Consider the following 26,269-nt stretch of genomic DNA (forward strand, 5'->3'; position numbering starts at 1 on the left):
CCGCTTCGGGAACGTAAGGGTATCGCTGCAGTTGTCCTGTCGCCAGGTAAAAGTACGTCTTGAGCTTGCCGATCCACCAGGGAATACCACTGAGTTCCAGCAGATACTGCCGCCAATTCTGGGGCTTGCCATCCTCTAGCTCCGGGTCCTTGCCGGGACCCCTACACACGGCCCAGCCGCCCTATAACCTGTTTGAGCGCCAGATCGAAGCAGATGTCCTGCCCTACTGTCGTGCCAACGGTATTGCCACGCTGATCTACAGCCCCCTCTGTCGAGGGCTGTTGGGGGGACGGCTGACGCCGCAAACCCAGTTTCCGCCTGGAGATCTGCGCGGCGGCATCGATCCCAAGTTTGGAGAGCCTCGCTACTCCCAGTACCTGCAAGCGGCAGAAGAGCTGAGCCGGCTGGCGCGGGAGCGCTACGGCAAAACCTTGCCCCAGTTGGCGGTGCGCTGGCTCTTGGATCAGCCGGGAGTAAGTGCAATCCTGTGGGGAGCGCGCAAGCGCCAGCAGTTGGAGGACCTAGCCGGCGTGTGGGGCTGGTCGCTGGAGGCGGAGGCAATGCAGGCCATCGACGCGATCCTGCAAAGGCATGTCCCCGAACCCATCCCCCCCAGCTTCATGGCCCCCCCTGCCCGTGCTGCCTAGAGCAAGGAGTGGGGGGTAAGGCTGTCCAATGGCGCTGCAAGGGGTGATCCTAAGCTGGAGCGGTGTGGTGGCCGACGACGAGGGGCTGCACCTCCACGCCATCAACCAAGTGCTGCTGGAGGAGAACCTGCGTCCCTGGGATCTGGGATCCCGGGAGCAAAAGGAGCTCTACCGGCTGCACTATCTGGGCCGACCGGATTGGGAGCGCCTGCCGGCGCTTTGGCAAGCCCAGGGACGGGTGCTCAGCCCCAAGCAACGAGAAGAGTTGTTGCGCCGCAAGGCCCTTTACTATCAACAGGCTCTGCAGGAGCAGAAGGGATCCCTTCTTGTCCCCGGTTTGGCAGAGGCCCTAGAGAAGCTGGAGCGGCTGCAGCTCAAGGTGGGCCTAGTGAGCGGCCACGCCGCTGCTGAGGTGGAGGCTTTTTTGGAGCGCTTCCCCTGTCCAGCTCTGGCGCGGCTGACTCATGACTTTCGCTACCGCGTAACCGGCGAGGCAGGGGATCCCGCCCTATCACCGGGGCAGTTGCACCGTCTGCTTTTAGAGCGGATGGGGCTTTCCCCTCAGGAGTGCTTGAGTTTTGAAGCCACCTACGCCGGCATTCAAGCAGCTCGCTCGCAAGGGATCCCGGTCTTGGCCCTAGCCACCTTCTTCCCGCTGCACATGTTGCAGCGGCGGGCCAACTGGGCGGTGGATGGTTACCCCCAAGTGGAATGGGAGCGCCTCCAAACTTGGTTTGCCACTGGCCAAGACCGTCCTGCCGACCCTCCTGGCAAACCCTTAGCCAAAGGGCAGGGTTCTCCCTAGGGCAGGATCAGCATGCCGTCCCCAAAGGAGTAGAACCGATAACCCTCCCGGATGGCCTCTTGGTAGAGATCCAGCAAACGCTCTCGCCCGATCAAGGCTGCCACCAGCATCATCAGGCTGGAGCGGGGCAGATGAAAGTTGGTGATCAGCCCCTGCACCACCCGCCAGGAGTAGCCGGGGTAGATAAAGAGGTCGCTTTTTCCCTGCCAGGGTTGCAGGGTGCCGCAGAGGGCTGCCGTTTCCAGTGCCCGCACCACCGTTGTCCCCACGGCAATCACCCGCCTTCCCTGGGCCTGGGTTTCGCGAATAGTGGCCACCGTTTCCGCTGGCACCTTGAGCCACTCGCTGTGCAAGCGGTGGTCGGTTACTCGCTCCGCCTCCACCGGGCGGAAGGTGCCCAGGCCGATGTTGAGGGTGATGTAGGCAGTTTGGATCCCCTTTTGGGCCAGCCGCTCCAAGAGCTGGGGGGTAAAATGCAGCCCGGCGGTGGGGGCGGCCACCGAGCCCGGGTGTCTGGCCCAGACCGTTTGATAGTCTTCAGGTCGGACTCCCGCGCTTGTCGGATCAAGGGCGTGGGCAGCTTTCAGATAGGGAGGGAGCGGGATCCGCCCCACCCGCCCCAGGATCTGCTCAAAGGTATCCGCCCCTTCCCAGGTCAACTGCACCACCCGGCCACCCGTCTCCGCGTCCACGGCCAGCACTGTGGCCCCCAGTTCAGCCGGGGATCCCTGGCGATCCCAAAACCGGATTTGATCCCCCACCTTGACCCGTTTGCCTGGCCTAACCAAGACCCGCCAGATTTGCTCCTGCTTGGAGGTGTTGGCCGGGATGGGCTCCAGCAGCAAAACCTCCACCCGTGCCCCGGAAGCGTCCTTTCCCGGCAAAACCTTAGCCCCCCATAGCCGGGCTGGGATTACCTTGGTGTCGTTGAGAACCAGCAGATCCCCGGCCTGCAGGTAGTCGGGGAGGTCGCAGAAGCGGCGGTGCTCGTGCCTATCTGGGTACACCACCAGCATTCGCGCCTGATCCCGTGGCTCCACAGGGGCTTGCGCGATCCGCTCAGGGGGCAGGGAGTAGTCGTAGCTAGCCGTTAGGAGATCCGGGTTGAGCTCTCCAACGCTCCCTGGAAGAAGCTGGCCGGGTTCGGCTTGGCCAGCAGAAGCAGCCAGTAGGAAAGAATGGCTCATGGACAAACACAGCAGCACGCCTCCAGCATAGCCGACGGATGCCGGTTGCCAGAGGCTTTGTCCGGGAGGGATTGGGGGGAGGGTGTGCCACCTAGACCTTGGCCACCACCACCCGCTGGGGTTGATCCTGGTACTTGCCCTGGCGGTCGGCGTAGGTGGTCTGGCAGGGATCCCCTTCCAAGAAGAGGAGCTGCACCACCCCTTCATTGGCATACACGCGGCAGTCGGCGCTGGAAGCGTTGGAGAACTCCAAGGTGAGATAGCCCCGCCACCCCGCCTCGGCTGGGGTGAGGTTGGCGATCAGCCCTACCCGCGCGTAGGAGGACTTGCCAATGCAGATGACGGTGATGTTATCCGGGACTTGCAGCCGTTCTAGGGAGACGCCCAGGCCGTAGGAGTGGGCGGGGATGATGAAGTAGTCCCCCATCTCGTCGTGGTGCAGCTCCACAGGTTCCAGGTTTTTGGGGTTAAACCGCTTGGGATCCACCACCGTGCCGGGCACGTGGCGGAAGATCTTGAACTCCACCGGTGACAGGCGAATGTCGTAGCCGTAGGACGAGAGCCCGTAGCTCAAGACGGGCCGCATCTGGCCGTTCCACTCCACGCGGCGCACCAGCTCAGGACAAAACGGCTCGATCATCCCCCGTTGCGCTTGCTCGTAGATCCAGCGGTCGTTTTTTAACATGGCTGCAACAGGCTGCCCGACAGGCCAGAGAGTTTGGAGAAGAGAGCGCAGTCGCTGCTGGCAAGGCTACGAGCTGCTGACCCGCTAGGGATCCATTCTCGGCGGGGGGCCGCTCTCTGGGGAAGGAGGAACGAGGACTGGATCCCGCCGTGGACGTAGCTGGGTGATCAGATCGGCGCGCTCCAGGAGAGAATCCGGCATCTCCGGCCCGGTGATCACCATGTCCATCCAGACTGGGCGCTGATCGATCAAATCCAGCACCTGCGCCTCCGGGATCAGGCCCAGCTTGATGGCCAGGCCCAACTCGTCTAGCACCACCAAGCCATAACGGCCACTCCTGACCGCCTCCTGAGTAAATTGCCACAGCTCGTCCAGAGCCACCCGCTCCTCCGGCTCCAGGTGAGGCGTATCGATGCAGCGGTGCAGACGACAGCGGGCCCACTCCAGCGAGCTGCCCAGCAAAAGACGATTTTCCGGCCCCTGGTTGATCCCGCCCTTGAGAAATTGCACGATCAACACCCGCGTCCCCTGGCCGGCCAAGCGCAGTGCCTGAGCCATCACAGGAGTGAACATGCCCCGGCTGGGATGGGTGTAGAGCTGCAGGGATCCCTGGGGGATCAGCTGGGCAGAAAAGGCTCCGTCCCGCTGGAAAAAGCGGTCGCCGGCAGCAGGGTTGGCCTGGGCTGCAGGCTGTTTGATGCGGGCAACAGGAACGGCATCCTTGGGGGAGGGCATAGGATTGGGTGAGGCAGTGCGAACCACGGTTTTATCTCGTGAGGGGGCTAGGGGACAAGGCCCTTGGTCTGGGCGGCTTTGCCGAGGAACAAAAGCCCTATCCGTCACCGTTGCGGAGACGCGAAGGAGAGCCACAAGCAACTACCGCCTGCCAAGGCAAACGGCAACTGATGGGACGCAAGGCTTACAAGTGGTGGAAAACATTGACTACGGATTCCATGAAACACCACCTGTGCCTATTCGTCAACGAGTCAGTTCTGTTTCCCGTCGACACACAAACCGCCCCGAATACGGTGTTAGAAAGTATAATCCTTGCCCATCCTAGCTTTTTGCCAGGCGGAGGCGATGGGCGAGAAGAAAAGCTTTTGGATGAGATCTTAATAAAACTTCCGCCGAGGTGTAAAAGCTTAAGCGTCTAGCCATCTTGCTTAATCACGAAAATGTGCCCCAAAAAGATGCAAGCAAAAGATCACTTTTTCTAGATAAGATTAACTCTCAATACATGAGAAGGCCAATGACGGCGGCTTGCTCAACTCAATAGAACTCAATAGAAAAGAGACTTGAGGCGTCCCAGGAGCCTTGCTCGGCATAGACTATAGACTAATCCGCTTGATTGGAAGTCGAAGAACTTGTGTGCATTCCAAAGTAGTTCATTTGAGAAAGGTTGCGACCACAGAGCCAGAAGGTCTACTTTCTTAGGTCGATAAACGCAGATTGTTTACTGCCGTCATAAAGATGGTCTTTTGATAAGGTCTATCAGGATCGGCGGTTAATTGGAAAATAATGTAAAACTTATTGCAAGACCAATTTTTTGTACAGTTGGTTGTTTGATAGTTTTTCTGTTGAATTAAACTTCAGTATTTCTATATAGATTGCGTCGCTGTTTCCTGATCAAATGAATAGGAATTTCTATTGGGTTTTTGCCAACTTTATGAGGGTTCTGTAGGCAAGCAGGATCGCTGCAGACAAGGAACGGATCCGTAGCGGCTCCCGTCAGGGTTGCCGGAAAAAGCTGGGGTTGGATCCCATTTGAAGCCGGTCACTCCGCGCTCCAGATCCTTGGGTACCGATGTTGCCGGGATCCTATGGCGCAAGGGGGGCAAGGCTCTTTCTTCTCTGAGAAGCCTCCTTTAGTCTCAGAAAAGTAAGTAGAACCTTGGGGCTCTGCCTCAAGGGGCTGTCTAGGGGTGGCTTGACAACGCCTCTACGAGTTCGTTTGTGGACTGCGCCTTCAGGCAGAGGGAGTGTCAAGCTGATTAAAAAGTAGCCAGAAAGCAGATGGGGATCCGACGCTCGAGCCGTACATCAAAAGAACCGTATCCTGCTGCCGGAAGAGTTGTCTTGGTTTGCCGCTAGCGACTTAGGTTGGAGAAAAAACCCAAGCCATTGTGAACCCGGGGTAGGCGCCGCCGAGATCTCGTTGTATTGGGATCAGTCTCGCCGTCGGCTAGTCCGATCTCTGGCTCCAGATTGACGGCTTCTTCCCCCAGCACCAGTGTGGAAGAGCGGCCTCCATCTAGGTTCAAAGCGTGGCGACAGCCCAACTGCCGCAACAACTGCGCCATCTCCAACAGGGTGAGCCCTTGGTTTTCCTGGGCATTGCCGGCGGCCACCAGGAGCAGATCCCTGTTGTCCGGTTGCCCCTGCCGCAGACAGATGGCGCTGCGGGCAGCCTGTTGCCGGCGGAAGAGAGGCTGAAACCCCTCCAATTCGGCATCCAGGACCACCTGGCCGTCCAAGAGCAAGAGCGGCCCTGCCCCCAGAATGTGGGGGTAGGCTTCCAGCTCCAGCGGATCCACCGTCCAGTCCAGCCGGAGGCGATCTCCTGGGATCAGCTTGCCGGCTTCTAGAGCGCCCTCTAGCCCTCGTGCTGCCAGTATGTAGCCTTTGGGAGGGATCGGCACCGTCACTTTGCCGGCCACGCCTGCCGACAGGATCTGCTGCAGCCGGTCTTCTTGCACAATGAGGAGAACTTCGTCGTCCGTCTGGGTGGTGTAGGTGGATCCCCAATCAGGGGTGTACTGGGCGATCCCGGGCAGGATGTAGCCGCTGTTGATGCCGACCAAGGGGATCCGATCCCCCAAGTCGTTGCGCAGCTCTATTTGCATCCGCAGGCGGGCAAAGCGCACCGGCTCCAAGCCAGGGGGAGAATTGGCGGCGTCAAACCAGGCAATCGCCCCTCGGCCCAAGATGGGGCTGGAGATCCAGCGGCCTTCCAGGCGAATGGCCCCCAGCGGCTGGCGGGTATTGCGGTTAAAGAAGCCGCCGTTGATAGCAGCCACCGCTCCCCGTTCGCGGCTAAAAGCGGGCAGCTCCCCCAGGCCCACTAGACTGGCAGGGTCGGCCCAAATGGGGCGCAACTGGCCGGCGGCTAGGGAAACTGCCACGACGGAAACCAGGATCCGTCGATCCTCCAGCCAAACCATCCTTTGGTACAAAGGGATCCCCTCTACTACCCGCACAGGCTGCCCGTTGAGGAGCGTCTGGGCAGGGACAGGTAGGTTGCTGAGCAAGAGGAGAGCTGCCCCCGCCCAGGCCACAGCTTTGGACCAAGAGACCCACCTTGCCGGCACCACCCAAGGCGCCAAGTTGGGAAACTGCATCTGGCAGGAAGAGGGCAAGTTTTTGGCTTTGAGCAAGCTTGGCAGCTCCTATCCGCCGGCGGCAAAAGTGGCCATCAAAATCAAAGACAGCAGAATGCCCGGAAAAAGCAGCAGCACCAAGGTCAAAAACTCAGAAAGGGTCATGGGCTGAAGACGAGAAGAAGAGGCAGAGGCTACAGCTCCTAACCTAGCGATTCCGGCATCCCTTCCCATCCTCCCTTTGGGATCCCTTAACAGTTCTGAGGCTTTTCCCACCCCCTTCTGCCAGCGATATCCTGGCAAAGGGGAAGTCATCTTCGAGAGCTCTGATGGGCATCCAAGGCAGACGCATAGCCGTCGAACCCGACCACCTCCGACCCTGGTTAAAAGAGGCAGTCCTGGCGGGGGGTGGCGAACTGGTGCCGCTGGCGGAAGCGGAGGCTCTGGTGTGGGCCGATGCCTTTGACGTGCCCAAGCTCAAGCAGTGTCTTGCCGAAGGAAAGGGGATCCGCTGGGTGCAGTTGCCCTGGGCGGGCGTGGAGCCTTTTGCCCAGGCAGGGATCCTGGATCCCGCCTATGTGTGGACCTGCGGCAAGGGGGTCTATGCCCAAGCGGTGGCCGAGCATGCCCTGGCCCTCACCTTGGCCGGCCTGCGGGATCTCAAGCACCGCGCTCTGGCCCAGACTTGGCAGCCGGGATCCGGCACCAGCCTCTGGGGCAGCCGCGTGGTCATCTTCGGGGCGGGGGGCATTGCCCAGGCCCTGATCCGCTTGTTGCAGCCCTTCCAGTGTTCCGTTGAGGTGGTGCGGCGCAGGGCGGATCCCTTGCCGGGAGCCAGCCGGGTGGTGACGTTGGCGGAGCGGCAGGCAGTGCTGGCAGGAGCGGATGTGGTGATCCTGGCCTTGGCCCTCACCCCCGAGACAGAGGGGATCATCGCCTGGCCAGAGCTGGAGCAGATGGGATCCGGCTGTTGGTTGGTCAATGTGGCGCGCGGCAAACATATCGTCACCCCTGACCTGGTGGCCGCCTTGCAGGAGGGGATCATCCGGGGTGCCGCCCTGGATGTTACGGATCCAGAACCGCTGCCCGATGGACATCCCCTCTGGCGCTTGCCCAATTGCCTAATTACCCCCCACACGGCCATCACCGACGCCATGATTGTCCCTGCCCTCTCCGAGCGGGTGCGGGAAAATGTGAGCCGCTTTCGGCTGGGAGAACCCTTGCTGGGGGTGGTGGATCCGGTTCTAGGTTACTGAGCCCTCACCCTCTCCCGAGGGAAGCAGGGATCTAGGACTCGATGGGAATAGGATCCTGGGGAGGAGCCATCTCCTGGACGCGGGCGGCGATGGCCTCGGCCATCTCCTGGGTGCCCACAGGCTCCCCTTGCGCCAGGTCATAGGTGACGTATTTGCCTTCGGCAATGACCGACTGCACTGCCGCTTCTACCCTCGCGGCGGCTTCCCGCTCGCCCAGGTAGCGCAACATCATGGCCCCGGAGAGGATGAGGGCAGAGGGGTTGACCTTATTTTGGCCGGCATACTTGGGCGCTGAGCCGTGGATAGCCTCAAAAACCGCAATGCCATCGCCGATGTTGGCCCCTGGCGCCACCCCCAGCCCGCCGATCATCCCGGCGCACAGGTCGGAGATAATATCCCCATAAAGATTGGTGAGCACCAGCACATCGTAGAGCTGGGGCTTTTGCATCAGTTGCAGGCACATGTTGTCGACAATGAGATCTTCAAACTCGATGTCGGGGTACTCCTGGGCCACCTCCCGTGCCACCTGCAAAAACAGGCCGTCGGTAAACTTCATGATGTTGGCTTTGTGAACGGCCGTTACCTTTTTGCGGCCATTCTGGCGGGCGTATTCGAAGGCAAACTTGACAATGCGACGGCTGCCAAACTCCGAAATGGGTTTGATGCCAATGGCAGATCCCTCGCGGATGAACTTGCCAGAAAGACGCATCATCTCTTCGCGAGCGTGGGCTGCTTCGGGGGTGCCTCGCTCGAACTCGATCCCGGCGTAGAGATCCTCGGTGTTTTCCCGCACCACCACCAGGTCAATGTCTTGAAAGGGGCTTTTGATGCCGGGGAGGGACTTGGCCGGGCGCAGGTTGGCGTAGAGATCCAGCTCTTTGCGGATGGCTACATTGACTGAGCGAAAGCCCGTGCCTACAGGGGTGCCGATGGGCCCTTTGATGGCCACTCTGGTTTCCCGGATGGACTCCAACACCTGCGGTGGCAAAGGCGTGCCGTATTTCTCAATCACCTCTACCCCTGCTTCTACTCGGATCCACTCCAAGTCCACCCCGCTGGCCTCCAGGACTGTGGTCATTGCCCTGGTTACTTCCGGGCCAATGCCATCGCCGGGGATCAACGTTACACGATAGGCCACAAATCCTTCTCCTCCCAGGATTGACGCTGGCAGCTTGACGGGATCCCGCCTAGCGCCGGCCTTTGAGCCCGTGGGGGATCCCTGAGCTTAAACGAAGCTTAAACGACTATAAAACAGGTTGGGGCCATCCAACGCCAAGCTGCGGCAAAACTGCCGCCCCTAGAGGATCCGCAGCGGATCCACATCGAGGCTGACGCGAATCCCCTGGGGAATATGTCCAAGGGCGCGGCGCAGGTGGGTATCGATCTGGGCGCGATCCCAGGGCTGATCGGGAAGCTGTTTGAGGAGGATCTGCCAGCGGTAGCGGCCGGCAACCCGCTCCACTCGGGCCGGTCCTGGCCCCAACACCTCCGCCGGGATCCCTTGCAGGCCCTCAGCTAGGCGGCTGCAGTAGCGCTCTAACGCCTCCAGGCGGCTGCTGCTCAGGCGAATTAAAATCAACGCCCGGTAGGGAGGGTAGCCCCCCTCTTGGCGTTGGCGCAGCTCGGCCTGGACAAAGCCCTCGTAGTTGTGGGCCAGCACCGCTTGCAAGATGGGGTGCTCTGGCAAATAGGTCTGGATAATGGCCTGGCCTGGCAAGGATCCGCGGCCTGCCCGGCCCGCCACCTGGGTCAGCAGTTGAAAGGTGCGCTCGCCAGCGCGGTAGTCAGGCTGGTGCAGCAGCCCGTCGGCGGCTACCACCCCCACCAGCGTCACCTGGGGGATGTCCAGCCCTTTGGTGAGCATCTGGGTGCCCACCAGCACCTGGGCCTTGCCGCTGCGAAACTGCTCCAGCAAATCCCGGTGGGATCCCTTACGGCGGGTGGCGTCGCTGTCGTAGCGCAAAATCGCCACCTGCGGCCAGTGCTGCTGCAGCACCTCCACCACCTTCTGGGTGCCGGTGCCGAAGTGCTTGAGGTAGGGCGAGCCGCAGGCAGGACAGTGCTGGGGGTGGGGTTGGCGGGCGCCGCAGTAGTGGCAGCGCAGCTCCTGCCCGCCCTCCAGGTGAAAGGTAAGGGAGACGTCGCAGTGGGCGCAGGTGAGGACAAAGCCGCAACTGCGGCACAAGACAAAGGTACTGTGCCCCCGCCGGGGGACAAAGAGGATGGCCTGTTCCCCCCTCTTCAAAGTCTCGTGCAAAGCTTGATGCAGGCGGCGGCTGAGAATGCTGCGGTTGCCCGCCTGCAGCTCCTGGCGCATGTCCACCAGCTCCAGCCGGGGCAGGGTGGCCGGGATCCCCGCCTGGGGGATGCGCTGCGGCAAAGGGAGACGAACCCAGCGCTGCGGATCCTGCAGGTGGACCGCATAGGTTTCCACTGCCGGTGTGGCGCTGCCCAGAACTAGGGGACAGTTGGCTAGCTCAGCCCGCCACTCCGCCACCTGACGGGCGTGGTAGCAGGGCTGGGGCTGATCCTGCTTGAAGCTGTCGTCGTGCTCCTCGTCCAGAACGATGAGGCCCAGGTTGGCCAAGGGGGCAAACACCGCCGAGCGGGTGCCGATCACCACCTGGGGGACAGCAACCAACATCTGCCGCCAGAGGTCGTAGCGCTCGCCGGCTGAGAGGCCGCTGTGGTAGGTCCACACGCGGGATCCCAGCCGCGCCCGAAAGCGATCCGTCAGTTGCGGGGTAAGGCCGATCTCCGGCACCAGCACCAAGGCTGACCGCCCCTGCTGCAGCACCTGGGCAATGACTTGCAGGTACACCTCTGTCTTGCCGGAGCCGGTGACCCCATGCAGCAGAAAGCGTTGGTTTCGCCCCAGGGCTTGCTGGATGGCCGCCACTGCCTCGGCCTGGGCTGGCGTCAGAGGCTTGGGCAAATCTTTCTCCACAGGCCGCTCGGCCTCTCCCAGCCGCAGCAAGGGTCGCTCGTAGAGGTGCACCCGGCCTTTGCGGGCTAGGCTCTGCAGCACTGACCGGCTCACCCCCGCCAGGCGCTCCCACTCGACCAGCAGCAGCTCCCCCCCCTTTTGCTTGAGGATCTGCAGCGCTTTCTGCTGGGGCAAGCTCAGCCCCTCCAGCGAGTCCTCCACCAAGGTGGCCGCCTGTTGGGTTTTCACCCTGCCCCCCTGCTGCTCCTGCCAGAAGCTTTCCACCCAACCCCGCCGCTGCAGCTCCCGCAGAGCGACCTCGGCGCCGGGCACCTGCTGCTGGAGGTAACGCCAAGACAGCTCCCCTCCCTTCTCCCGCAGCAGCCGCAGCAAAGCCTGGGCAGCCGGCGAACATTCCCCTGGCGGGGATCCAACCAGGCGGATCCGCCGCTGGGAGCGGCTCAGCAAGCCCGGCGGCAAAACGGTGCGCACCACCTGGGCTAGGGGGGTGAGGTAGTAGTTGGCTACCCGCTGCAGCAGAGGCCAGAAATCCTTGGGCAGGATCCCTTTGGCCACCACCGCTTCAATCTCTCGCACCGACTGGGGATCTACTCCTGTCGGCAACTCCGAGCGCCAGCCCAGAGCCACCGCCCCTGCCACCTGTTGGCCAAAGGGAACGCTGAGGAGATCGCCCGCTTCTGGCTCCCATCCCTCTGGCACGCGGTAGGTGAAGCAGCCCCCCAAGTGGGGATGATCCACCCACACCTCCAGCCAGCGGGGAGGAGCAGGCTGCGCCACCGGATCCCTCACGGTCGGGGCAAGAACCGCGGCAGATCCACTGCCCGCTTATCAGGGCGAGCCAGCAAAGGCCGGGACTGTTCGCGTAAGCGGGACGGAGTCCATAGGGCAGACTTGGGCTTGGCGGCCTGGAGCGAAGCGAGAGACTCAGACCGTGTTGGCGTGTCGGCAGCATTGGGAGCCGCTGCACCAGCGCGAGGCGGGATGTCTATTCCCTTGCGCTCCAAAGCCGTCTTCAGGCTGAGCAGGTGCATCTGCTGCTGCTCGTACTTCTCTCTCAGGGAGCGGTTTTCTTCGGCGAGGGCGGCGCGTTCCGCCTGCAGGGCCCTCACCTGCCCCTCCAAGGCCTCTGTTTGCTCCTGCAGATGGGTGACGGCGATCTGGGCAGAGCGCAATTGCGATTGCCAGGTGGGTTGGTCGGCAAGCTGGGCCAGAGCTGCTTGGAGCCGCTGCTCCAGATCGCCGAGGCGCTGCTGGGCCTGGGCGTACCGTTCCTCCAGACGGCGGTGCTCCTGCTGCCAATGGGCAATTTCCGCCTGCGCTTGGGCGAGGGCAGCTTGCAGCGCTTCGACCTGGGCTTGCCACTGCTGTTGCTGCTCCCGGGAGTCCTGACGCCATTGCTCTTGCTGAGCTTGCAAAGCGGCCAGTTGCGCCTGGGCATCGGCCAGCGCCGCTTCCAATTCCTGCCGTTGTTCCTGCCAGCGCTGCTCCGCTTCCGCCTCTGTCTCGGCATAGCCCGCCAGACGCGCCTCGAGATGTTCCCGCTGTTCTTGCCAGGCTGCCCGTTGGTCGTTGTACAGAGCCCGCAGGCTGTTCAGCTCCGCCTGAGTTTCTGCAATTTGGGTGCGGGCCAACGAAAGCTCTGCCTTGAAACGCTGCAACATCTCCACCCGTTTTTCCGCCAGGTCTTGAGCTTCCACCAGAGAAGCCTGTAGCTCCTGCTGACGGTGTTCCCACTGACGGCGCTCCTGAGCATGGGCCAGCCGTAGCTGCTCGATCTGCTCCTGTAGGGCTTCGATATCTTGGCGCTGCCGCTCGTTGAGGCGTTGCCGCGCCGCCAGCTGAGCTTCCTGCTCCGAGAGCTGAACTTTTTGCTCTGCCAAAGTCTGTTGCAACTGGCGCAGGGCATGTTCCCGCTCCTGCAGCGCCTTTTCTTGCTCGGCCACCTTCTGGCGCAGGGCTCGGCATTCGGCTTCCCAAGCAGCGTCTGCAGGCGTTTGGGCTTTCAATTGCAAGAGCTCTATCTGCTGTTGCTGCTTGCGAGACTGCAGTTCCCTCTCGGCCAGTTGACTGTGCAGCTCCGCTTCGGCTTCGAGTAGCCGAGCCTCCAACTGCTGCCGCTGCCTCAGGGCCGAATGCCGCTCTGGATTGGGATCCGATTCCGTTCGCGTAAGCGGGACGGAGTCCTTGGCCGACTGGCCGGCTTGAGCTTCGGGAAAGGTGGGATCCGAGTCGCCTGAGGAGGGAGCACGCATAGGTTAAAGCGAAGATGAAGAAGGGGAGGTACAGGATAAAGTTCCCTGCAGTATAGAGAAGTTTTCCGGTGGGTTCAAGCCAGGGGAGGGATCTTGTAAGGTTTCTTTCCGATTCCGAGGCCTGTTGGCCGCCCTTCTTGTCTTGGGGGCTCCTCATCAGGGAGTTGAGCTGGCAGCGGAACCTCTGTTTGGCCGTTTTTTCGCCAGAAGACGTCTCCCTTCCCCCCAGAGGTCAGCTGCGGCCTGGGGTTGCCTTGAGAGCTTGCTACGATTGCCCCCCTTGCTTCACCCGCACTACACACTATCGCTGCCCGGGATCCCTCCAGCCTGCCACCACCAATAGTTTGCACCATTTTTTATTTAGTTGCACCCTATAATTCGGCGGCGTTTTAGAGCATCTTTGTCCAATGGCAGGGGCCCTTCGCCCAGGGATCGGCGCAGATCTGCAAGGGATTGAGGCAGCGTCAGCTAGAAGCCGCAGGAGCCCCGCTCCGTACCCCCTTCCCCCCGTATACGGGGAAAGGGGGGCGACCATGGCCGGGTTGCCTCACGGCGGCTCAGATACCTCCCGCAAGGCGGGGATCCCATGGCCGAAGCCGTCTCCTCCGGTCGGAGGGAAGGAGTGACCATTTGCTGGGCCTCGGATGCTATCAGGCCAATGGAGCTTAGCGGACTCGAACCGCTGACCCCTTCAATGCCATTGAAGTGCTCTACCAACTGAGCTAAAGCCCCAAGATGCAGCCTTCCGGCAAGAGCCTGGGCAATTGATTTATGCCCGCTCCAGACTACAATTTTAGCCTGTAGAAGCTGCTTTGGCGGTGAAAAGTACGGGAATCTATCCTAAATAGACGGGAGATCCTTGTCAAGAGTTGGGTTGGAGCGTCCACTTGCAAAAGTGGAGATTGGATCCACCTGGCTCCTGCCCTCTGTTGCAGGAGCTTGCCGGGTGATAGAACGGAGTCAGCGACATTGGGGGGCTTGTGACACAGGGATCTCAGCTTAACCGCCTTTTGGCCGCTTCCTTGCTGGTGGTCTGCCTGATTGCGGCTGTTATTGGCGGCACACGACCTGCCGCAGAGTCGGTTCGGGGTGGCGTCGGGCTAGAGGCCCCTCGAGGGGCGAATCGCATTGAGGTGGTTACCATCGAGGGAACGATAGGAGGGCCACGGGGCTCGACTTTGGTAGGTTTGCCCACCTCTCCCTTAGATCAGTTGCGGGAAGCTGTCGAGGATCGCGCCGTCAAGGCTGTATTGCTGCGCATCAACAGCCCGGGCGGGGCTGTGGGATCCAGCCAGGAGCTCTACCGCGCCGTCACGGCTCTGCGGGAAGCCGGCAAGCCGGTGATTGCCGTCATGGAAGACGTTGCCGCCAGCGGCGGCTACTATGTAGCCAGTGCTGCCGACAAGATCTACGCCAACCCGGGCACCCTGACCGGCAGCATAGGGGTGATCATCAGCGGCCTCAACTTTGGCAAACTGCTCGACAACTACGGCATAGAGCCGCAGACCTTCAAAACCGGCGAGTACAAAGACATTCTTTCCCCTTTCCGGGCTGCCACCCCCCAAGAGCAACGTCTGCTGCAAGAGTTGGTGGAGGATACCCTCGACCAGTTCGTTCGCGATGTGGCCCGCGGACGCCAGCGCTTGCCGGACAAAGGGGCAGAAAAGGTGCTGGATGCGGAGATGATCGCCCGACGGCAAAGCTTGGATGAGGCGCGGGTGCGCCAGTTGGCCGATGGGCGCATCTTCACCGGGGCGCAGGCTGTGGAGTTGGGCCTGGTAGATGCCCTGGGAGGATATGCCGAAGCCGTGGAAGATCTGCGGCGCATGACCGGGGATCCCTCTTTGTCGCCAGCAACGGCGAGAGATCCCTTCCAACGCGCCCTGCAGCGACTATTGAGCCAAGGACTGCCTCCGCAAGGGCAAAATCTCTGGCCCGCTCGACTGTTGGGGAGCCACGAGGTGGCCGGGATCCCGGAAGTGCCGCTGCTGTGGATGGCGCCCGGGTGGACTTTGCGCTAAACCTGACAGTGATCATAGGCTTGGTGTGAGGGGTGAAGCTGTGGATCACACGCCGGACGACGCTTCTGCGCTGGCGACGGCAGGGCATAGCCCCCTGGCCACGGCGTCCGCCTCGTGGACCCAGAGCCAGGGATCCCAGGGAGCGGATCCCGTCGGCGAGACGGGGTTCTGGCCGGATTTCAACCCAGAGCTGGAGCTGCTGACCAGCCGGGCATGGGTGGAAATTGACGCAGCCCAATTGCGAGAAAATCTGCGTCTGTTGCAGGCGCGCCTGTCGCCAGACACTGAGATCTGGGCAGTGGTCAAGGCCAATGCCTACGGCCATGGAGCTCGCTTGGTGGCTCCCATAGCCCTCGCTGCCGGTGCCAAGGGGTTGTGTGTGGCCACCCTGGCAGAAGGGATCGAGCTGCGGCAGGCCGGCCTCCAGGCCCCGATTTTGGTGTTGGGGGCTTTGAATACCTGGGCCGAGCTGCAGCAGGCCATGGCTGCGCGGCTGGAGGTCAGCCTCACCCGGGCCGAGCAGATCCCCGTGATGCGCCAGGTGGCCCGTTGGGCCGGGCGGCCTGTTCCTGTCCACGTCAACGTCGATACGGGCATGACCCGCCTGGGGATTCCCTGGCAAGAGGCCGCCGCCGTGTGGGGGCAGATCTGCCGGATCCCCGAGCTGGAAGGCTGTAGCCTGTTTTCCCACTTCGCAACGGCAGATGAGCCCGATTCTCCGGTGATGGCCCAGCAAGAGGCCCGCTTCGCCCAGGTGGTGGAGCAGATCCGCCAGGCCGGGGATCCCCTGCCCCCCCTGCATCTGGATAACTCCGCCGGCGCCCTAACCCATCTCCACTATCCCCGCGTGCGGTTGGGGCTGGCCCTCTACGGCTTGTCTCCTGCCCCGCACCTGCAGGTGCCGGGGTTGCGGCCGATCCTGCGCCTCAAAGCGCGGTTGACCCACATCCAAACCGTACCCGCCCACACCGGCGTCAGCTATGGCCATCGCTACGTCACTTCTCGCCCCAGTCGCATTGCCACACTGGCCATCGGCTATGCCGACGGGATCCCACGGCGGCTTTCCGGCTGGCTGCGGGGGTGGGTGCGCGGCAGCCTGATCCAGCAGGTGGGCACGATCACGATGGATCAGTGCATGTGGGATGTCACCGAGAGGCCGGATATTCAGGTGGGTGATGTGGTGGAGCTGCTGGGCCCCCATCTGGCGAGTGCGGGTTTCTCAATCCAGGATTGGGCGGATCAGTTGGGCACCATTTCCTATGAACTGCTGTGCGGACTTTCTGCCCGCCTGCCGAGAGTGCTGGTCAACGTGCTCGGGGAAGCTAGCTGACGTTGACGCTATGGCACGTTTTTGTTGGGCGGTTTATGGTAGCAGCAAATGCAGGCGAGGTTTTAAGCGTGGGTTCGGATCCCTACCTCCCCCCTCAATTCTGGTAGAGGGGCTAGCAAGTGAGAACTGACTCCCGCCAGCAGAGGAGTTGGGGTGAAATTGTAGCTGGCCGCGTCGGCGCCTGGGGGTTTGCGGTCACTTCTCTTCCTGTTGAGCTAGAAACCGCAGGAGCCCCCTATATCCCCCCGCCCCCCTGCCCCCCGTATACAGGGGGTTGGGGGCCCGTATACAGGGGGTTGGGGGGCGGTCGGAGTCGGGTAGTTTACGTAGGGTAGCTTTTCCTGACTTGTCAAGTAGTGAAGGATATAGCAGCCTCAGAAGTAAGCCGAGAACCGTCCTGTTTTTGGGAAAATGAGGACTGGCGGCGGGATCAGTGACATCGGGAGGCAGCCATGGAGGCACGCAAACCTCTGAAGAGGTTGGAAAATCAGATGGAGCGGGCTGTTCTGGAGATGGTGAACGAGCTGCTGCTCCTGGAAAGCCAGCAGCGCTACTGCTCCTGTGAGAGATTCTGTCACGATGCCGCCGCCTTGGCCCTCAACAACCTCCAGCCCCGCTACACCACCAGTTTTGAAGGCTCCATATACACCCTGGAAGCCATCCAAGCAGATCAAGAGTTGCAGAGCCTGATTCGGCGGGAGGTGGGGAAGGCTATGGAGATAGTGGCGGCAAATCCCCGTTGCCCAGAGCCTGATTGCCCGCTGCAGCGCAACGTCGAGGCAGTAGAGTTAGAGCTGGCTCCTAGCGACACTCGCAAACAAAACTAAAGAATGGCTTTAATCGTCTCCTCTGCGCCGGTAGCCTTCCTCGGCCCTGTTGGAACCTACACGGAGTTGGCCGCTCTGCTCGCCTGTCCCGAGCAGCCCCATCTCCATAGCCAGGGGTCCCATCCTCTGGTGCCCTACCCCACCATTAGCGCCTGCTTGGCAGCCGTGGCTGCGGGCGAGCAAGAATGGGCGGTGGTGCCGGTGGAGAACTCCGTTGAGGGCGGGGTCTCGATGACCTTGGATGCCCTCTGGCAACTGGAGGGGCTGAGCATTCGCCAGGCGCTGATCCTGCCCATCCGCCATGCCCTCATCGGCTGCGCCTCCCGGCTGGAGCAGATCGAGCAGGTCTATTCCCATCCGCAAGCCTTGGCCCAATGTCAGGCTTGGCTGGGATCCCATCTGCCCCGGGCGACCTTGATTCCAACCCGCTCCACCACCGAAGAATTGGAGCGGCTGCGAGCACAGCCCAACGCTGCCGTCATTGCTTCAGAGCGGGCCGCTGAGCTCTACCAACTGCCGGTTTTGGCCTGTCCCATCAACGACCACCCGGATAACTGCACCCGCTTTTGGGTGGTGGGCCGTCGCCGTTCCTCGCCAGGGGGATCCCATACTTCCTTGGCCTTCAGCCTGCCCCACAATGTGCCAGGGGCGCTGCTAAAGCCGCTGCAAGTCTTTGCAGAGCGGGGCCTCAATATGTCGCGCATTGAGTCGCGCCCCACCAAGAAATCGGCGGGGACCTATGTCTTTTTTGTCGATCTGGAGAATCCGGTCGGCCAACCCTATCTGGATGCAGAGGTAATCGCTGCCCTGGAAGCGATCGCAGAAACCCTGAAGCTTTTCGGCAGCTACCCCGTCCACGACCTCAGCAAGCCGAGCGAGCGTCGTCCTTGCAACTCAGAATAGGACAGGCCGGCCAGGCCCGACTTGCTATCTGCGGGGATCCCGAAGCCTTTCCCTCCCCTCCTAGACCCAGATACGCTAAAAGAATAGGGGAGGGTGAGGCGTCGAAGTTGGGAATTGCTACTGGTTGTCCAGGGCTTGGTAGTCCTGCCAGGCTTGCCAAAAAACGTAGAGGGAAAGCCCGGCGAGAAAGGTTCGAAAAAGCAGGCCGACGATCTCATCCGGCAGCTTGGGCAGGGTGCGGGTGCTGATCTGGACGCCGACCAACCCACCTGCACCCAGGATCAGGCCCGGGATCCAGAGCACATTCTGGCGGATGGTGCCATCTCCAAAGCCGAGCGCGTTCGCCATCCAGTTGCCCAGGCCCGCATGGCTGAGGGTAGCAGCAGTTGCCGTGAGAACAATTGCCCCCAAGCTGGTTTGGATGGCCACCTTGAGGGTTTCTCGCAACAGCAGGATCTGCAGGGGCACCAGGATGACGCCACCGCCGATGCCGAAAAGCCCCGCCAACAAGCCGGCAGCGCCACCGGTGAGGGTGCGGGCCAGCCACCGCGGCATCTGCCCCTCGGCAGCAGGGCGGTCGCGGAGTTCTCCAGCGTCGTCCGTCCCCCCGGCAGCAACCCCTGGCCTCTCCAACGCTTGGGCGTGGGCGACCACGGTTTTGCGCAGCTCCACCAGGTAAATGTTCGCCAGCAACAGCACCCCAAAGGCCGCTAGTAGCAGATAGCCGGGCAGGCGACTGGCGAGGATCGCCCCAACCTGCGCCGTAAACAGAGCCGGGATCCCCAGCAAAATTACCCGTTTGGGATCCAGCATCCCCATGCGCCAGTTTTGGATGCTGCCGGCCAAGGAGGTGAGGAGAATGGAAAAGTTGCTGGTGGCCACCGCCTGCAGCGGCGGGATCCCCAAGCTCACCTGCAAGGGCACCAAGATCGTCCCGCCGCCAATGCCCAAAAAACCGGCCAGGATCCCTGCCGCTAGGCCGCCGATTGCTAAGGCCAACCCCTCTTCTACCACGATTGCCCGACCTTGCCTCTCCACAAAGCCTCTGCCCTCCTCGCCCTCCCCACCCATGACCGGCTGGCAGAAGATACCACCTGCCCCCGCCTGGAGGCCGGCGGCAAAGCTAAGACAAAAAGCTGCGGCAGGGTTTGGCCTCCCTCCAGGCGCATCCATCTAAGGCGATCCGCTCCACCTCGGAAGCCAACTTCAAGGCCTTCAGGGCCTGCTCCCCGCCCACCGACGGCTGGCTGCCCCCCCGCACACAGTTGATAAAGTGCTCCAGCTCGGCGTGGAGCTTGTCAATGGGTTCGATGTGAACCTTCTCGATGAGGCAGTCCCGCTGGTAGGACACCTGGCCGTAGTCGCTGCTGCTGGATCCCTGGCGATAGATGGAGATCTCGTTGTGCAAAAAATCGGCTTCCACCAGGGCATTTTTGCAGTGGACGGCAATTTTGCGCACCTTGCGATGGGTAACCTTGCTGGCCGTGAGGGTGGCGATGGCACCGTTGGCAAAGGTGAGGGTGGCAGTGACGTAGTCCAGGTAGCCCAGCTTGGAGGCGCGGTTGCCGCTGGCGGTAATTTGGGTTACTGGGGAGGGGATCAGCTCCAGCAACAGGTCGATGTCGTGGATCATCAGGTCGAACACCACCGACACGTCGCTGGCCCGGTCAGAGTAAGGGCTGAGGCGGTGGGCCTCGAAGGCCAGCGGCTCTTCGCTTTGCAAAACTTGGCCCAGCTTTTGAAAAACGGGGCTGAAACGCTCGATGTGCCCCACCTGCAAAATGCAATTGCAATCGGCAGCGCGGTTCACCAGGGATTCTGCCTCAGCGATGCTGGCGGCAATGGGCTTTTCGATCAGCACATGGACCCCCGCCTCCAGGCAGGCGATGCCCACCTCGTGGTGCAAAACCGTCGGCACGGCGATGGCTACTGCCGCTACGTGGGGCAGCAGGTCGCGGTAATCCTCGTAGAAGTGAACGCGGTGGCGGCTGGCCACATCCAAACCCCGCTCCACATTGATATCGGCTACCCCTACGACCTGCACATCCTTCATCAAGCTGAAGACGCGGGCGTGGTGCTGGCCCATGTTGCCGACTCCAATGACGCCCACAGGCACCGGCTGCCCGGGGTAACGGCGGGGAGAGTTGGCAGGACGCGGGCAGGATCGAGCCATAGGTTTCCACTACCTCCACCACAAGCGCTTGACAAACCGCACCCCGCCTTTGGGCAACGAAGCGCAGCTACTCCTGAAACAAACTGCACAAAGCTTACCATGCCCTCCTCAAATCCAGTTCAAGCCGGGAATGGGCGGCAGGCGCAGGGGGGCCCGCTCGCAGGCTTGGGGACTGAAGCAGAATAGGGGCACAGGGGTGGGTCGGAACCACATGCGGGCATAAAATCCGCCGGGGCTGAGGGGAAGGCCAAACCAAACAGGGAAAAAGAAGAGAAAAGACGCCAAAACCAAGGCTACTGCCGTGATGCTCGCCCCGCGCCAGAAGCGGCGATAGCTCTGCCAGCCCAGCAGCACCAGCCAGGCCAGGGCCAGGGTGCTAAATGCCAGAGCGCTCATGTAGTGGTAGATGAAAACGCAGCGGCTGACGATAAACCAGGGCAGGTAGTTGGCCGCATAGCCAATTAAGATAAAGGCTTCCACGCCATGGAAGCGGCGGATCCCCCGCCAGACCAGCACCAGGATGGATCCCGTCCCCAGCCACCACAGCCAGGGATTGCCCAGGCCGTGGACCACTCGCCACAGGTCGCCCTGCGCGGCGAAGTAGTAGCCCACCGGGCGGCCCATAATCGGCCAAGACCAGGCTCCTGCCGAGGCCAAGGGGGTGGTCAGCCAAGGGCGCAGCGCCGGGAACCAGGCCACCAGGGATCGCAAACTGGTGGAGCAGTAGGGGTGAACGGGGGTGTTTTCGTCCACCACGAGATCGGCATGCAGGTGCCCGCTGTAAACCGCCTGATTGATGAGCACTAGAGAGCGAAAGTAATTCTGGATCCCAGTCCAGCTCCAACCCAGGGCTAGCCCCTGCTGCGGGTTGAGCTGCAGGTGGGGGATCCACTGGATGGCGTAGAAAGCCAGCGGCGCAAGGACAAAGCAAAAGGCATAGTGCCACCAGCGCAGGTGGCGGATTTGGATCAAAATGCCCAGACGCGGGATCCACTGCGGGCGCAGCCAGACCACCGCCCAAACAAGGATCCCCAACAGGGCAAACATGAAGGCAAACCAGAGGCCGTTCCACTTCACGGAAGCCGCCGCCCCCAGGAGGATCCCCGAGCCGGTCAGGTGAACGGCCCGTTGCCAACCGCGGCGTTCCAGCCCGCTTAGCAGCAGAATGGTGGCCGCCAGGCCAAAAGCCACCAGGTACACGTTAATCAGGCCAAAGCGGGACTCCACCAGAAACACCCCGTCCGTGAGCAGCAGGGCCCCACTCAACAGGGCAAAGCCCACGTGATAGGTGAGGCGGTAGGCCAAGCCGGTCAGCAAGAGCGGGATCAGGGATCCGCACAAGGCGGTGGCCAGGCGAAAGCCCCACTCGTTGCGGCCAAAAAGCTGGATACTGAGGGCGATGAAGTACTTCCCCAGCGGCGGATGCACGTCGTAGAGGGGCTCGCCGTCGAGATAGTTCTGGGCGAACTTGGGAAAGTACACCTCGTCGAACACCGGCGCCGGCAACTCGGCCAGTCGCCACAGGCGCAGCCCCAGGCCCACCAGAAAGATGGCGAGCGCTCCCCCCAGCAGCCAGCGGCGGGATCCCTCCGGCCAAATCCCGACCAAGGCAGAAGCGGACGAGGAAGTGGCGAGCTCTGCTGCAGCGGGAGGATCGCCGGATCCCACTCCACCAACGCCCTCGGAAGACGCTGGCGACAGCTCATCTCCTTCCGGGCCTAGATCTCGATCTTCGGCAAGAGGGTTGGGTTCGGAACTCATGGGCAGCAGCCAACAACAAACGGCGAGGATCCCCAGTGTTACTTTAGCCCCTGCTCCCCTTCTTTGGACTTCCCTAGAAGAGCTGGAGGATCTCGAGAACAGCCATTTGCTCCGACTTTGCGGGGCATAGGGCTGACAGCGGCTGCTTGGAACCCCCACTTCTGGGGCTACGGGAGGGGGCGAGCTCTAGGGAGTGGGTGTAGGGGTGGGGATGACCAGCTCCACCGCTGTATCCAGGCGCGAGGGCGGGGGTGGGGCCTCGCCTGGGGCCAGTTCTAGGTAGGAGGCCAGGGGGTGATTGGCTTGCCAGCGGGATCCGATTTCGGCGGCGATTTGGGTGACCTGGATTTGGTAGAGCTGCGCCAGCTCAGCGGCGTTGAGGTTGCCCCGCTCCACCTGGTCGCGGCTGGCCTCCGCCAATACCTCCGCCACGAGGTTGCCCTGCTCGTCAAACCGCCACAGCTCTAGGCGGCTGCGGGAGCGCAGGCTCACCTCCGTGGGCGAGGCCGGGCGGGTGAGGACATCGACGCGGGCGATGACGATGGCCTCCAGGCCTAGGTAATCGAAAAACTGGCCTACCGCTTCCGGCTTGCGGCGATCCCACTCAAACAGCTCGTAGATCGGCCAGCCCACCTGGCGCAGAATCGGCTGCAGGCGGCGGTTGTCCAGGGGCACCACCTTCTCGCTATTGGGGATCAGGCCCAGGCGCACTGCCTCCATGGCCAGGCGCTGGCCTAAAAGCTGGGTGTGCTCCAGTCCTCCCACTCCCAAAACGCCGAGGCGACGCCGGGGTTGGGGCCGGATGGGCACCTGCAAAACCACATCTACAGGGGTGGTCAGGCCCGCCTGCAGCAGGATCTCCTGTTGCACTATTTCGTAGTCGGGGTGCCATACGGTCAACATCCAACGTCCGGCAGGAGCCTGGTTGAGCTCAAACGCCCCCTGCTCGTCCGTTTGGATCGGCTGATCGAGGTTCTCCAAGCCCTCCAACTGCACCTGCGCCCCGGCCACCGGCTGACCCAGGCTGTTGCTCACCTGGCCCACCAGCCGCGCCTGGGATCCCGCTTGATCTCTGTTATGAGAAGGAAACAGCGGCGTGAAACGGGGAAGGGGGGTGGCCGGCGCCTGGGCCAGCGCTCCTGGAGTCAGTGCCAGCCAGCACCAGAGAGCCAGACTGCCCAAGCGGACCCTGCGCCGCAGCGAAGTGAGGAAGAAGAAAGGCATGGCGACATCCCCTAATCGCAGTGGGTTCTGGAGAGACAAAATCCTGCTGCAGGGATCCTCACCCCGCAAAGGGATTGTTGGCCTGCCATTGTTGGATAAAGACGGGCACCATGTTGCGCACCTGCAGCCGAAACAGGCCCGCCGCCGCATCTTCAAACAGCGGATCCCCGCCCACGTCGTCCCGGCCATAGGCCTCGTAGTAGCGAGCCCGATCCCCCGGTCGATCCCGCTGCAAGTCCACCACCACCACCACCCCGCGGCTGCGCAACTGGTTGGGGGTGAAATTGGGAATTTCCACCGGCACCGTCGGCGCCAGAAAGCGCAAGGCCGTATTCAGCAGCGGGCTGCCCTGGCGGTTGTAATCCCGCGAGATCTGCAGGTGAGTCAAGAGGATGTAGCGCAAGCCCAGGGCATCGCCAACGGCCTTCAGCTTGGCCAAGTCGGCGGTGTAGCGCTCATCCCGATCCAAGAGTGTCAGATCCTGGACGAGGGGCAAAAGCGGCTCAAAGCGGGGATCCGGCCCCAGTGGCCCCTTGAGGAGGATCACGGGTCGCTGCGGCTGTAACTCCTTCAGGGCCAGGCTGAGGTGGCGGGCCAGCTCATCCGAGTAAACCGGCTCATCCGGCAACAGGCCAATGCCCTCCGGCTGGCGGGCCGGCTGCCCCGGCGGCAGGCGAATATCTTGGCTGGATACAAAACCGGCCCGCACCTCCACCTGGGTGCTGGTGGGCGGAAACCCCGGCACCTCCACATCCACCAGGTACAGCCCCGCCGGCAGTTCCGGCAGGACATAGGTGCCGTCGGCGGCGATGCGAACCGTCTGCTGGGGTTGGGTAGAGGTGGCGGCCAGGCGCAAAACCCCCGTCTGGACGGGTTGGCCGGCAATGTCCAGCACCCGCCCCGTCACCACCCCGCGGTTGCCTGAAGAGGGGATCTGGGCCTCGGTCTCGCGCTCGCCAACTTGAGCCTCAATATCCACCAGACGCCGCAAAGCCGGGATCCCTGCCGCCACCACCCACAGATCCCGATCGCCCAGCCTCACCAGACCCGTTGGCTGCCCCTCCAGCCGCAGCGAGGCGGCCAATCGCCCCGCCTCCAGATCCACGATTTGCAGGCGGTCGCTGTTGCGGGAGGTCACGTAGGCCCAGCGGCCATCGGGAGAAAGGGCCAGCCGCGTCGGTCGCCAATCCAAGCCAATCCGCTGCAGAGCCTCGCCGCTGCGATCCAGATCCAGCACCGTCAGATCTTGGCTGCCCGAGTTGAGCACCACCAGGCGCTGCTGTTGCGCATCTAGGACCATGGCTTCCGGCGTGTTGCCGCCGCGCCAGCGGGCCAGCAGCTCTCCATTGTCGGGGTTGACCACCAGCAGGCTGAGGGGATCCTCCCCAGCCAGGCCGACAAACAGGGATCCCCGCTCTGGGGCATAGGCCAAAGCCAAAGGTGGCCCCGGCAGCGGCAAGTTGCGGGCCTGCGGCGGCTCCGATCCATGCCGTTGGCGGTTCGGAGCGGGAATCACCGCCAAGCTTTGGGCGGCGGGCAGGGAGGCGAAAACCCGCCCCCTGGCCGCATCCACAGCCATGTCCAGAACCCCCGCCGGCAGCCCGTAGGCCTGCAGCAGCTCTCCGGTGAGCAGATCGAGGGCCACCACCCCAGGAGCATGGGGGCCGGCGGCATAGACCACCTGCCGTGCCGCATCCACCCGCACCACGCCGGGGGCAAACCCCACCGCCACCTGCCACAAGGGATCCCCGCTCGCCCCATCCAGCAGCGCCACTGCCTGCGCTTCCAACAGTCCCACCGCCAGCCAGCCCCGCTCCGGCACCGCATCGAGGCAATCGGCAGAGCTGGGCAAGGGCAACAGCCAATCCCCCTCTGTCCTCAGTTCATTCCCGTCCGCCGAGAGGTTCCCCCCAGAAGCGGGAGAGCCTGTTTCCGGCGAAGGGATCCCTTGCCCCAACACGGGGGATCCCAAGCCCAGCACGCCGCTCATCAGCACAACCAGCCATTGCCAGCGCATCGCCTTCTTCGCTCCTCAACCGCGCCTGCTCTGCTTCTGCGCCCAACCAGCATAGCCAACCTGCTCGCCCTTCCCTATTGGATTCACGTCAGAAAACCCAAACAATTTTTGACAGTCTGCCGCGGCGACCTTAAAATGGATATTCGCTGGTTTCGTCAGGATAAACCATGAAGGTGCGGCCCTCCGTCCGTCGAATCTGCGAAAAGTGCCGAGTCATCCGCCGCCATGGCCGGGTGATGGTGATTTGCCCTGCCAACCCCAAGCACAAGCAGCGGCAGGGGTAGAGGGGCGGATGGAGGAGTGCGCCCGACGGTGGGGAACAGATCCAAACGGCCCTGCTGCCGCCGCGGAAGATCAAGCAACCCCTCTCTTGGCGAGAGGAGACTCTGGGTTCTTCACCTCAACAGCGACGTCTTCCGGCCAAAGCTCCACGCCGCCAACCTCGGCCTGGCCTATGGAGCAAGTTTATCTAAGTTTGTTTGAAAGGTACCACCGACCATGGCACGGATTGCGGGAGTTGACATCCCACGCGACAAGCGAGTCGAGATCGCCCTCACCTACATCTACGGCATTGGGCTGACCCGCTCCCGCCAAATTTTGGCGAAGACCGGCATCAACCCCGATACCCGCACCCGCGACCTTACCGACGCCGAGGTGGCCGCCTTGAGGGCAGTGGTAGAAGGCGAGTACCAGGTGGAGGGAGATCTGCGCCGGCAGGAGGCGATGAACATTAAGCGGCTGATCGACATCGGCACCTATCGGGGCCGCCGCCATCGTCTGAACCTGCCTGTGCGTGGCCAGCGCACCCGCACCAACGCCCGCACCCGCAAGGGGGTCAGGAAGACGGTGGCCGGCAAGAAGAAAGCTCCCGCCAAGAAGTAGTGGCGCGGCTGGGGCGGCGGGCAGAGTTTCCCACC

The 26,269-nt window shown here is 62.5% G+C and carries 21 protein-coding genes and 1 tRNA gene; 9 read left to right on the forward strand and 13 right to left on the reverse strand.

Annotation, left to right across the window (positions count from 1 at the left end; translation table 11 throughout):
* Window positions 1–149 precede the first annotated feature (149 nt).
* Window positions 150–647 (forward strand): aldo/keto reductase, encoded by a 498-nt coding sequence (locus SYN63AY4M2_RS00505; protein ID WP_240530461.1) that lies wholly within the window; start codon window positions 150–152, stop codon window positions 645–647.
* A gap of 28 nt (window positions 648–675) precedes the next feature.
* A complete protein-coding gene (locus SYN63AY4M2_RS00510) occupies window positions 676–1,452 on the forward strand; it encodes an HAD family phosphatase (protein ID WP_011430321.1) in 777 nt (258 codons plus the stop codon).
* Here the strand turns inward: SYN63AY4M2_RS00510 and queA are convergent.
* From queA to SYN63AY4M2_RS00530, 4 genes are all read right to left on the reverse strand, one after another.
* Window positions 1,449–2,639, reverse strand: a complete 1,191-nt coding sequence (gene queA / locus SYN63AY4M2_RS00515) for a tRNA preQ1(34) S-adenosylmethionine ribosyltransferase-isomerase QueA (protein ID WP_099835927.1) — start codon at window positions 2,637–2,639, stop codon at window positions 1,449–1,451. The genes SYN63AY4M2_RS00510 and queA overlap by 4 nt on opposite strands.
* 91 nt (window positions 2,640–2,730) lie before the next feature.
* Entirely contained in the window at window positions 2,731–3,324 is a 594-nt protein-coding gene (dcd, locus tag SYN63AY4M2_RS00520; RefSeq protein WP_011430319.1) for a dCTP deaminase, read from the reverse strand.
* Window positions 3,325–3,408: 84 nt separating this feature from the next.
* Window positions 3,409–4,059 (reverse strand): cob(I)yrinic acid a,c-diamide adenosyltransferase, encoded by a 651-nt coding sequence (locus tag SYN63AY4M2_RS00525; protein ID WP_011430318.1) that lies wholly within the window; start codon window positions 4,057–4,059, stop codon window positions 3,409–3,411.
* Window positions 4,060–5,411: 1,352 nt separating this feature from the next.
* Complete coding sequence (locus SYN63AY4M2_RS00530) at window positions 5,412–6,698, reverse strand: phosphodiester glycosidase family protein (protein WP_240527662.1); 1,287 nt, start codon at window positions 6,696–6,698, stop codon at window positions 5,412–5,414.
* Between the two features lie 272 nt (window positions 6,699–6,970).
* On the opposite strand from SYN63AY4M2_RS00530, the gene SYN63AY4M2_RS00535 reads away from it, so the two are divergent.
* Window positions 6,971–7,897: a D-isomer specific 2-hydroxyacid dehydrogenase family protein gene (locus tag SYN63AY4M2_RS00535; RefSeq protein ID WP_011430313.1), complete on the forward strand. Its 927-nt coding sequence runs from the start codon at window positions 6,971–6,973 to the stop codon at window positions 7,895–7,897.
* A 31-nt stretch (window positions 7,898–7,928) separates the two neighbouring features.
* On the opposite strand, the gene SYN63AY4M2_RS00540 is transcribed toward SYN63AY4M2_RS00535, so the two are convergent.
* The 4 genes from SYN63AY4M2_RS00540 to SYN63AY4M2_RS00555 form a co-directional block, all read right to left on the reverse strand.
* The gene (locus SYN63AY4M2_RS00540; protein WP_011430312.1) at window positions 7,929–9,035 is read right to left on the reverse strand and encodes an isocitrate/isopropylmalate dehydrogenase family protein; all 1,107 of its coding nucleotides are present in this window, start codon (window positions 9,033–9,035) and stop codon (window positions 7,929–7,931) included.
* Between the two features lie 159 nt (window positions 9,036–9,194).
* Window positions 9,195–11,621 carry a primosomal protein N' gene (gene priA, locus SYN63AY4M2_RS00545; protein ID WP_228375198.1) on the reverse strand — a complete coding sequence of 809 codons (2,427 nt, stop codon included), beginning with the start codon at window positions 11,619–11,621 and terminating at the stop codon, window positions 9,195–9,197.
* Between the two features lie 8 nt (window positions 11,622–11,629).
* Window positions 11,630–13,096 carry a hypothetical protein gene (locus tag SYN63AY4M2_RS00550; protein ID WP_099812113.1) on the reverse strand — a complete coding sequence of 489 codons (1,467 nt, stop codon included), beginning with the start codon at window positions 13,094–13,096 and terminating at the stop codon, window positions 11,630–11,632.
* Window positions 13,097–13,755: 659 nt separating this feature from the next.
* Window positions 13,756–13,828: transfer RNA gene (locus SYN63AY4M2_RS00555), tRNA-Ala, on the reverse strand.
* Between the two features lie 248 nt (window positions 13,829–14,076).
* Here SYN63AY4M2_RS00555 and sppA point away from each other — a divergent pair.
* The 4 genes from sppA to pheA all read left to right on the forward strand — a co-directional run bounded on the left by sppA (window position 14,077) and on the right by pheA (window position 18,177).
* Window positions 14,077–15,117, forward strand: a complete 1,041-nt coding sequence (gene sppA, locus SYN63AY4M2_RS00560; RefSeq protein WP_011430309.1) for a signal peptide peptidase SppA — start codon at window positions 14,077–14,079, stop codon at window positions 15,115–15,117.
* Window positions 15,118–15,142: 25 nt separating this feature from the next.
* A complete protein-coding gene (alr, locus tag SYN63AY4M2_RS00565; protein WP_240527663.1) occupies window positions 15,143–16,447 on the forward strand; it encodes an alanine racemase in 1,305 nt (434 codons plus the stop codon).
* A 452-nt stretch (window positions 16,448–16,899) separates the two neighbouring features.
* Complete coding sequence (locus tag SYN63AY4M2_RS00570; protein WP_041438331.1) at window positions 16,900–17,274, forward strand: late competence development ComFB family protein; 375 nt, start codon at window positions 16,900–16,902, stop codon at window positions 17,272–17,274.
* 3 nt (window positions 17,275–17,277) lie between these two features.
* Complete coding sequence (gene pheA, locus SYN63AY4M2_RS00575) at window positions 17,278–18,177, forward strand: prephenate dehydratase (RefSeq protein ID WP_011430306.1); 900 nt, start codon at window positions 17,278–17,280, stop codon at window positions 18,175–18,177.
* A gap of 117 nt (window positions 18,178–18,294) precedes the next feature.
* On the opposite strand, the gene SYN63AY4M2_RS00580 is transcribed toward pheA, so the two are convergent.
* The 5 genes from SYN63AY4M2_RS00580 to SYN63AY4M2_RS00600 all read right to left on the reverse strand — a co-directional run bounded on the left by SYN63AY4M2_RS00580 (window position 18,295) and on the right by SYN63AY4M2_RS00600 (window position 25,352).
* Complete coding sequence (locus SYN63AY4M2_RS00580; protein ID WP_240527664.1) at window positions 18,295–19,350, reverse strand: sulfite exporter TauE/SafE family protein; 1,056 nt, start codon at window positions 19,348–19,350, stop codon at window positions 18,295–18,297.
* Entirely contained in the window at window positions 19,301–20,350 is a 1,050-nt protein-coding gene (locus SYN63AY4M2_RS00585; RefSeq protein ID WP_011430304.1) for a Gfo/Idh/MocA family oxidoreductase, read from the reverse strand. Before SYN63AY4M2_RS00585 ends, SYN63AY4M2_RS00580 begins: the two co-directional genes overlap by 50 nt.
* A gap of 108 nt (window positions 20,351–20,458) precedes the next feature.
* Entirely contained in the window at window positions 20,459–22,111 is a 1,653-nt protein-coding gene (locus SYN63AY4M2_RS00590; RefSeq protein ID WP_099812116.1) for a phospholipid carrier-dependent glycosyltransferase, read from the reverse strand.
* 186 nt (window positions 22,112–22,297) lie between these two features.
* Window positions 22,298–23,335, reverse strand: coding sequence for a carboxypeptidase-like regulatory domain-containing protein (locus tag SYN63AY4M2_RS00595; protein WP_011430302.1), 1,038 nt, complete (start codon window positions 23,333–23,335; stop codon window positions 22,298–22,300).
* A 58-nt stretch (window positions 23,336–23,393) separates the two neighbouring features.
* Window positions 23,394–25,352, reverse strand: coding sequence for a carboxypeptidase regulatory-like domain-containing protein (locus tag SYN63AY4M2_RS00600; RefSeq protein WP_240530462.1), 1,959 nt, complete (start codon window positions 25,350–25,352; stop codon window positions 23,394–23,396).
* A gap of 167 nt (window positions 25,353–25,519) precedes the next feature.
* Here SYN63AY4M2_RS00600 and rpmJ point away from each other — a divergent pair, with 167 nt between their 5' ends.
* Together rpmJ and rpsM are read left to right on the forward strand one after the other, a co-directional pair.
* The gene (gene rpmJ, locus SYN63AY4M2_RS00605) at window positions 25,520–25,636 is read left to right on the forward strand and encodes a 50S ribosomal protein L36 (RefSeq protein ID WP_011430300.1); all 117 of its coding nucleotides are present in this window, start codon (window positions 25,520–25,522) and stop codon (window positions 25,634–25,636) included.
* Window positions 25,637–25,850: 214 nt separating this feature from the next.
* On the forward strand, window positions 25,851–26,234 hold the full coding sequence (rpsM, locus tag SYN63AY4M2_RS00610) for a 30S ribosomal protein S13 (RefSeq protein WP_011430299.1): 384 nt from the start codon (window positions 25,851–25,853) through the stop codon (window positions 26,232–26,234).
* Window positions 26,235–26,269 lie beyond the last annotated feature (35 nt).

The organism is Synechococcus sp. 63AY4M2, assembly GCF_002760475.1.
Lineage (GTDB): Bacteria > Cyanobacteriota > Cyanobacteriia > Thermostichales > Thermostichaceae > Thermostichus.

Coding starts and splice junctions, on each gene's coding strand:
- SYN63AY4M2_RS00595 (WP_011430302.1), bottom strand. CDS start 23,335: ATGCCTTTCTTCTTCCTCACTTCGCTGCGGCGCAGGGTCCGCTTGGGC.
- SYN63AY4M2_RS00535 (WP_011430313.1), top strand. CDS start 6,971: ATGGGCATCCAAGGCAGACGCATAGCCGTCGAACCCGACCACCTCCGA.
- SYN63AY4M2_RS00510 (WP_011430321.1), top strand. CDS start 676: ATGGCGCTGCAAGGGGTGATCCTAAGCTGGAGCGGTGTGGTGGCCGAC.
- queA (WP_099835927.1), bottom strand. CDS start 2,639: ATGAGCCATTCTTTCCTACTGGCTGCTTCTGCTGGCCAAGCCGAACCC.
- dcd (WP_011430319.1), bottom strand. CDS start 3,324: ATGTTAAAAAACGACCGCTGGATCTACGAGCAAGCGCAACGGGGGATG.
- SYN63AY4M2_RS00590 (WP_099812116.1), bottom strand. CDS start 22,111: ATGAGTTCCGAACCCAACCCTCTTGCCGAAGATCGAGATCTAGGCCCG.
- SYN63AY4M2_RS00585 (WP_011430304.1), bottom strand. CDS start 20,350: ATGGCTCGATCCTGCCCGCGTCCTGCCAACTCTCCCCGCCGTTACCCC.
- SYN63AY4M2_RS00525 (WP_011430318.1), bottom strand. CDS start 4,059: ATGCCCTCCCCCAAGGATGCCGTTCCTGTTGCCCGCATCAAACAGCCT.
- pheA (WP_011430306.1), top strand. CDS start 17,278: ATGGCTTTAATCGTCTCCTCTGCGCCGGTAGCCTTCCTCGGCCCTGTT.
- rpsM (WP_011430299.1), top strand. CDS start 25,851: ATGGCACGGATTGCGGGAGTTGACATCCCACGCGACAAGCGAGTCGAG.
- SYN63AY4M2_RS00570 (WP_041438331.1), top strand. CDS start 16,900: ATGGAGGCACGCAAACCTCTGAAGAGGTTGGAAAATCAGATGGAGCGG.
- rpmJ (WP_011430300.1), top strand. CDS start 25,520: ATGAAGGTGCGGCCCTCCGTCCGTCGAATCTGCGAAAAGTGCCGAGTC.
- SYN63AY4M2_RS00550 (WP_099812113.1), bottom strand. CDS start 13,096: ATGCGTGCTCCCTCCTCAGGCGACTCGGATCCCACCTTTCCCGAAGCT.
- SYN63AY4M2_RS00600 (WP_240530462.1), bottom strand. CDS start 25,352: ATGCGCTGGCAATGGCTGGTTGTGCTGATGAGCGGCGTGCTGGGCTTG.
- SYN63AY4M2_RS00580 (WP_240527664.1), bottom strand. CDS start 19,350: ATGGATGCGCCTGGAGGGAGGCCAAACCCTGCCGCAGCTTTTTGTCTT.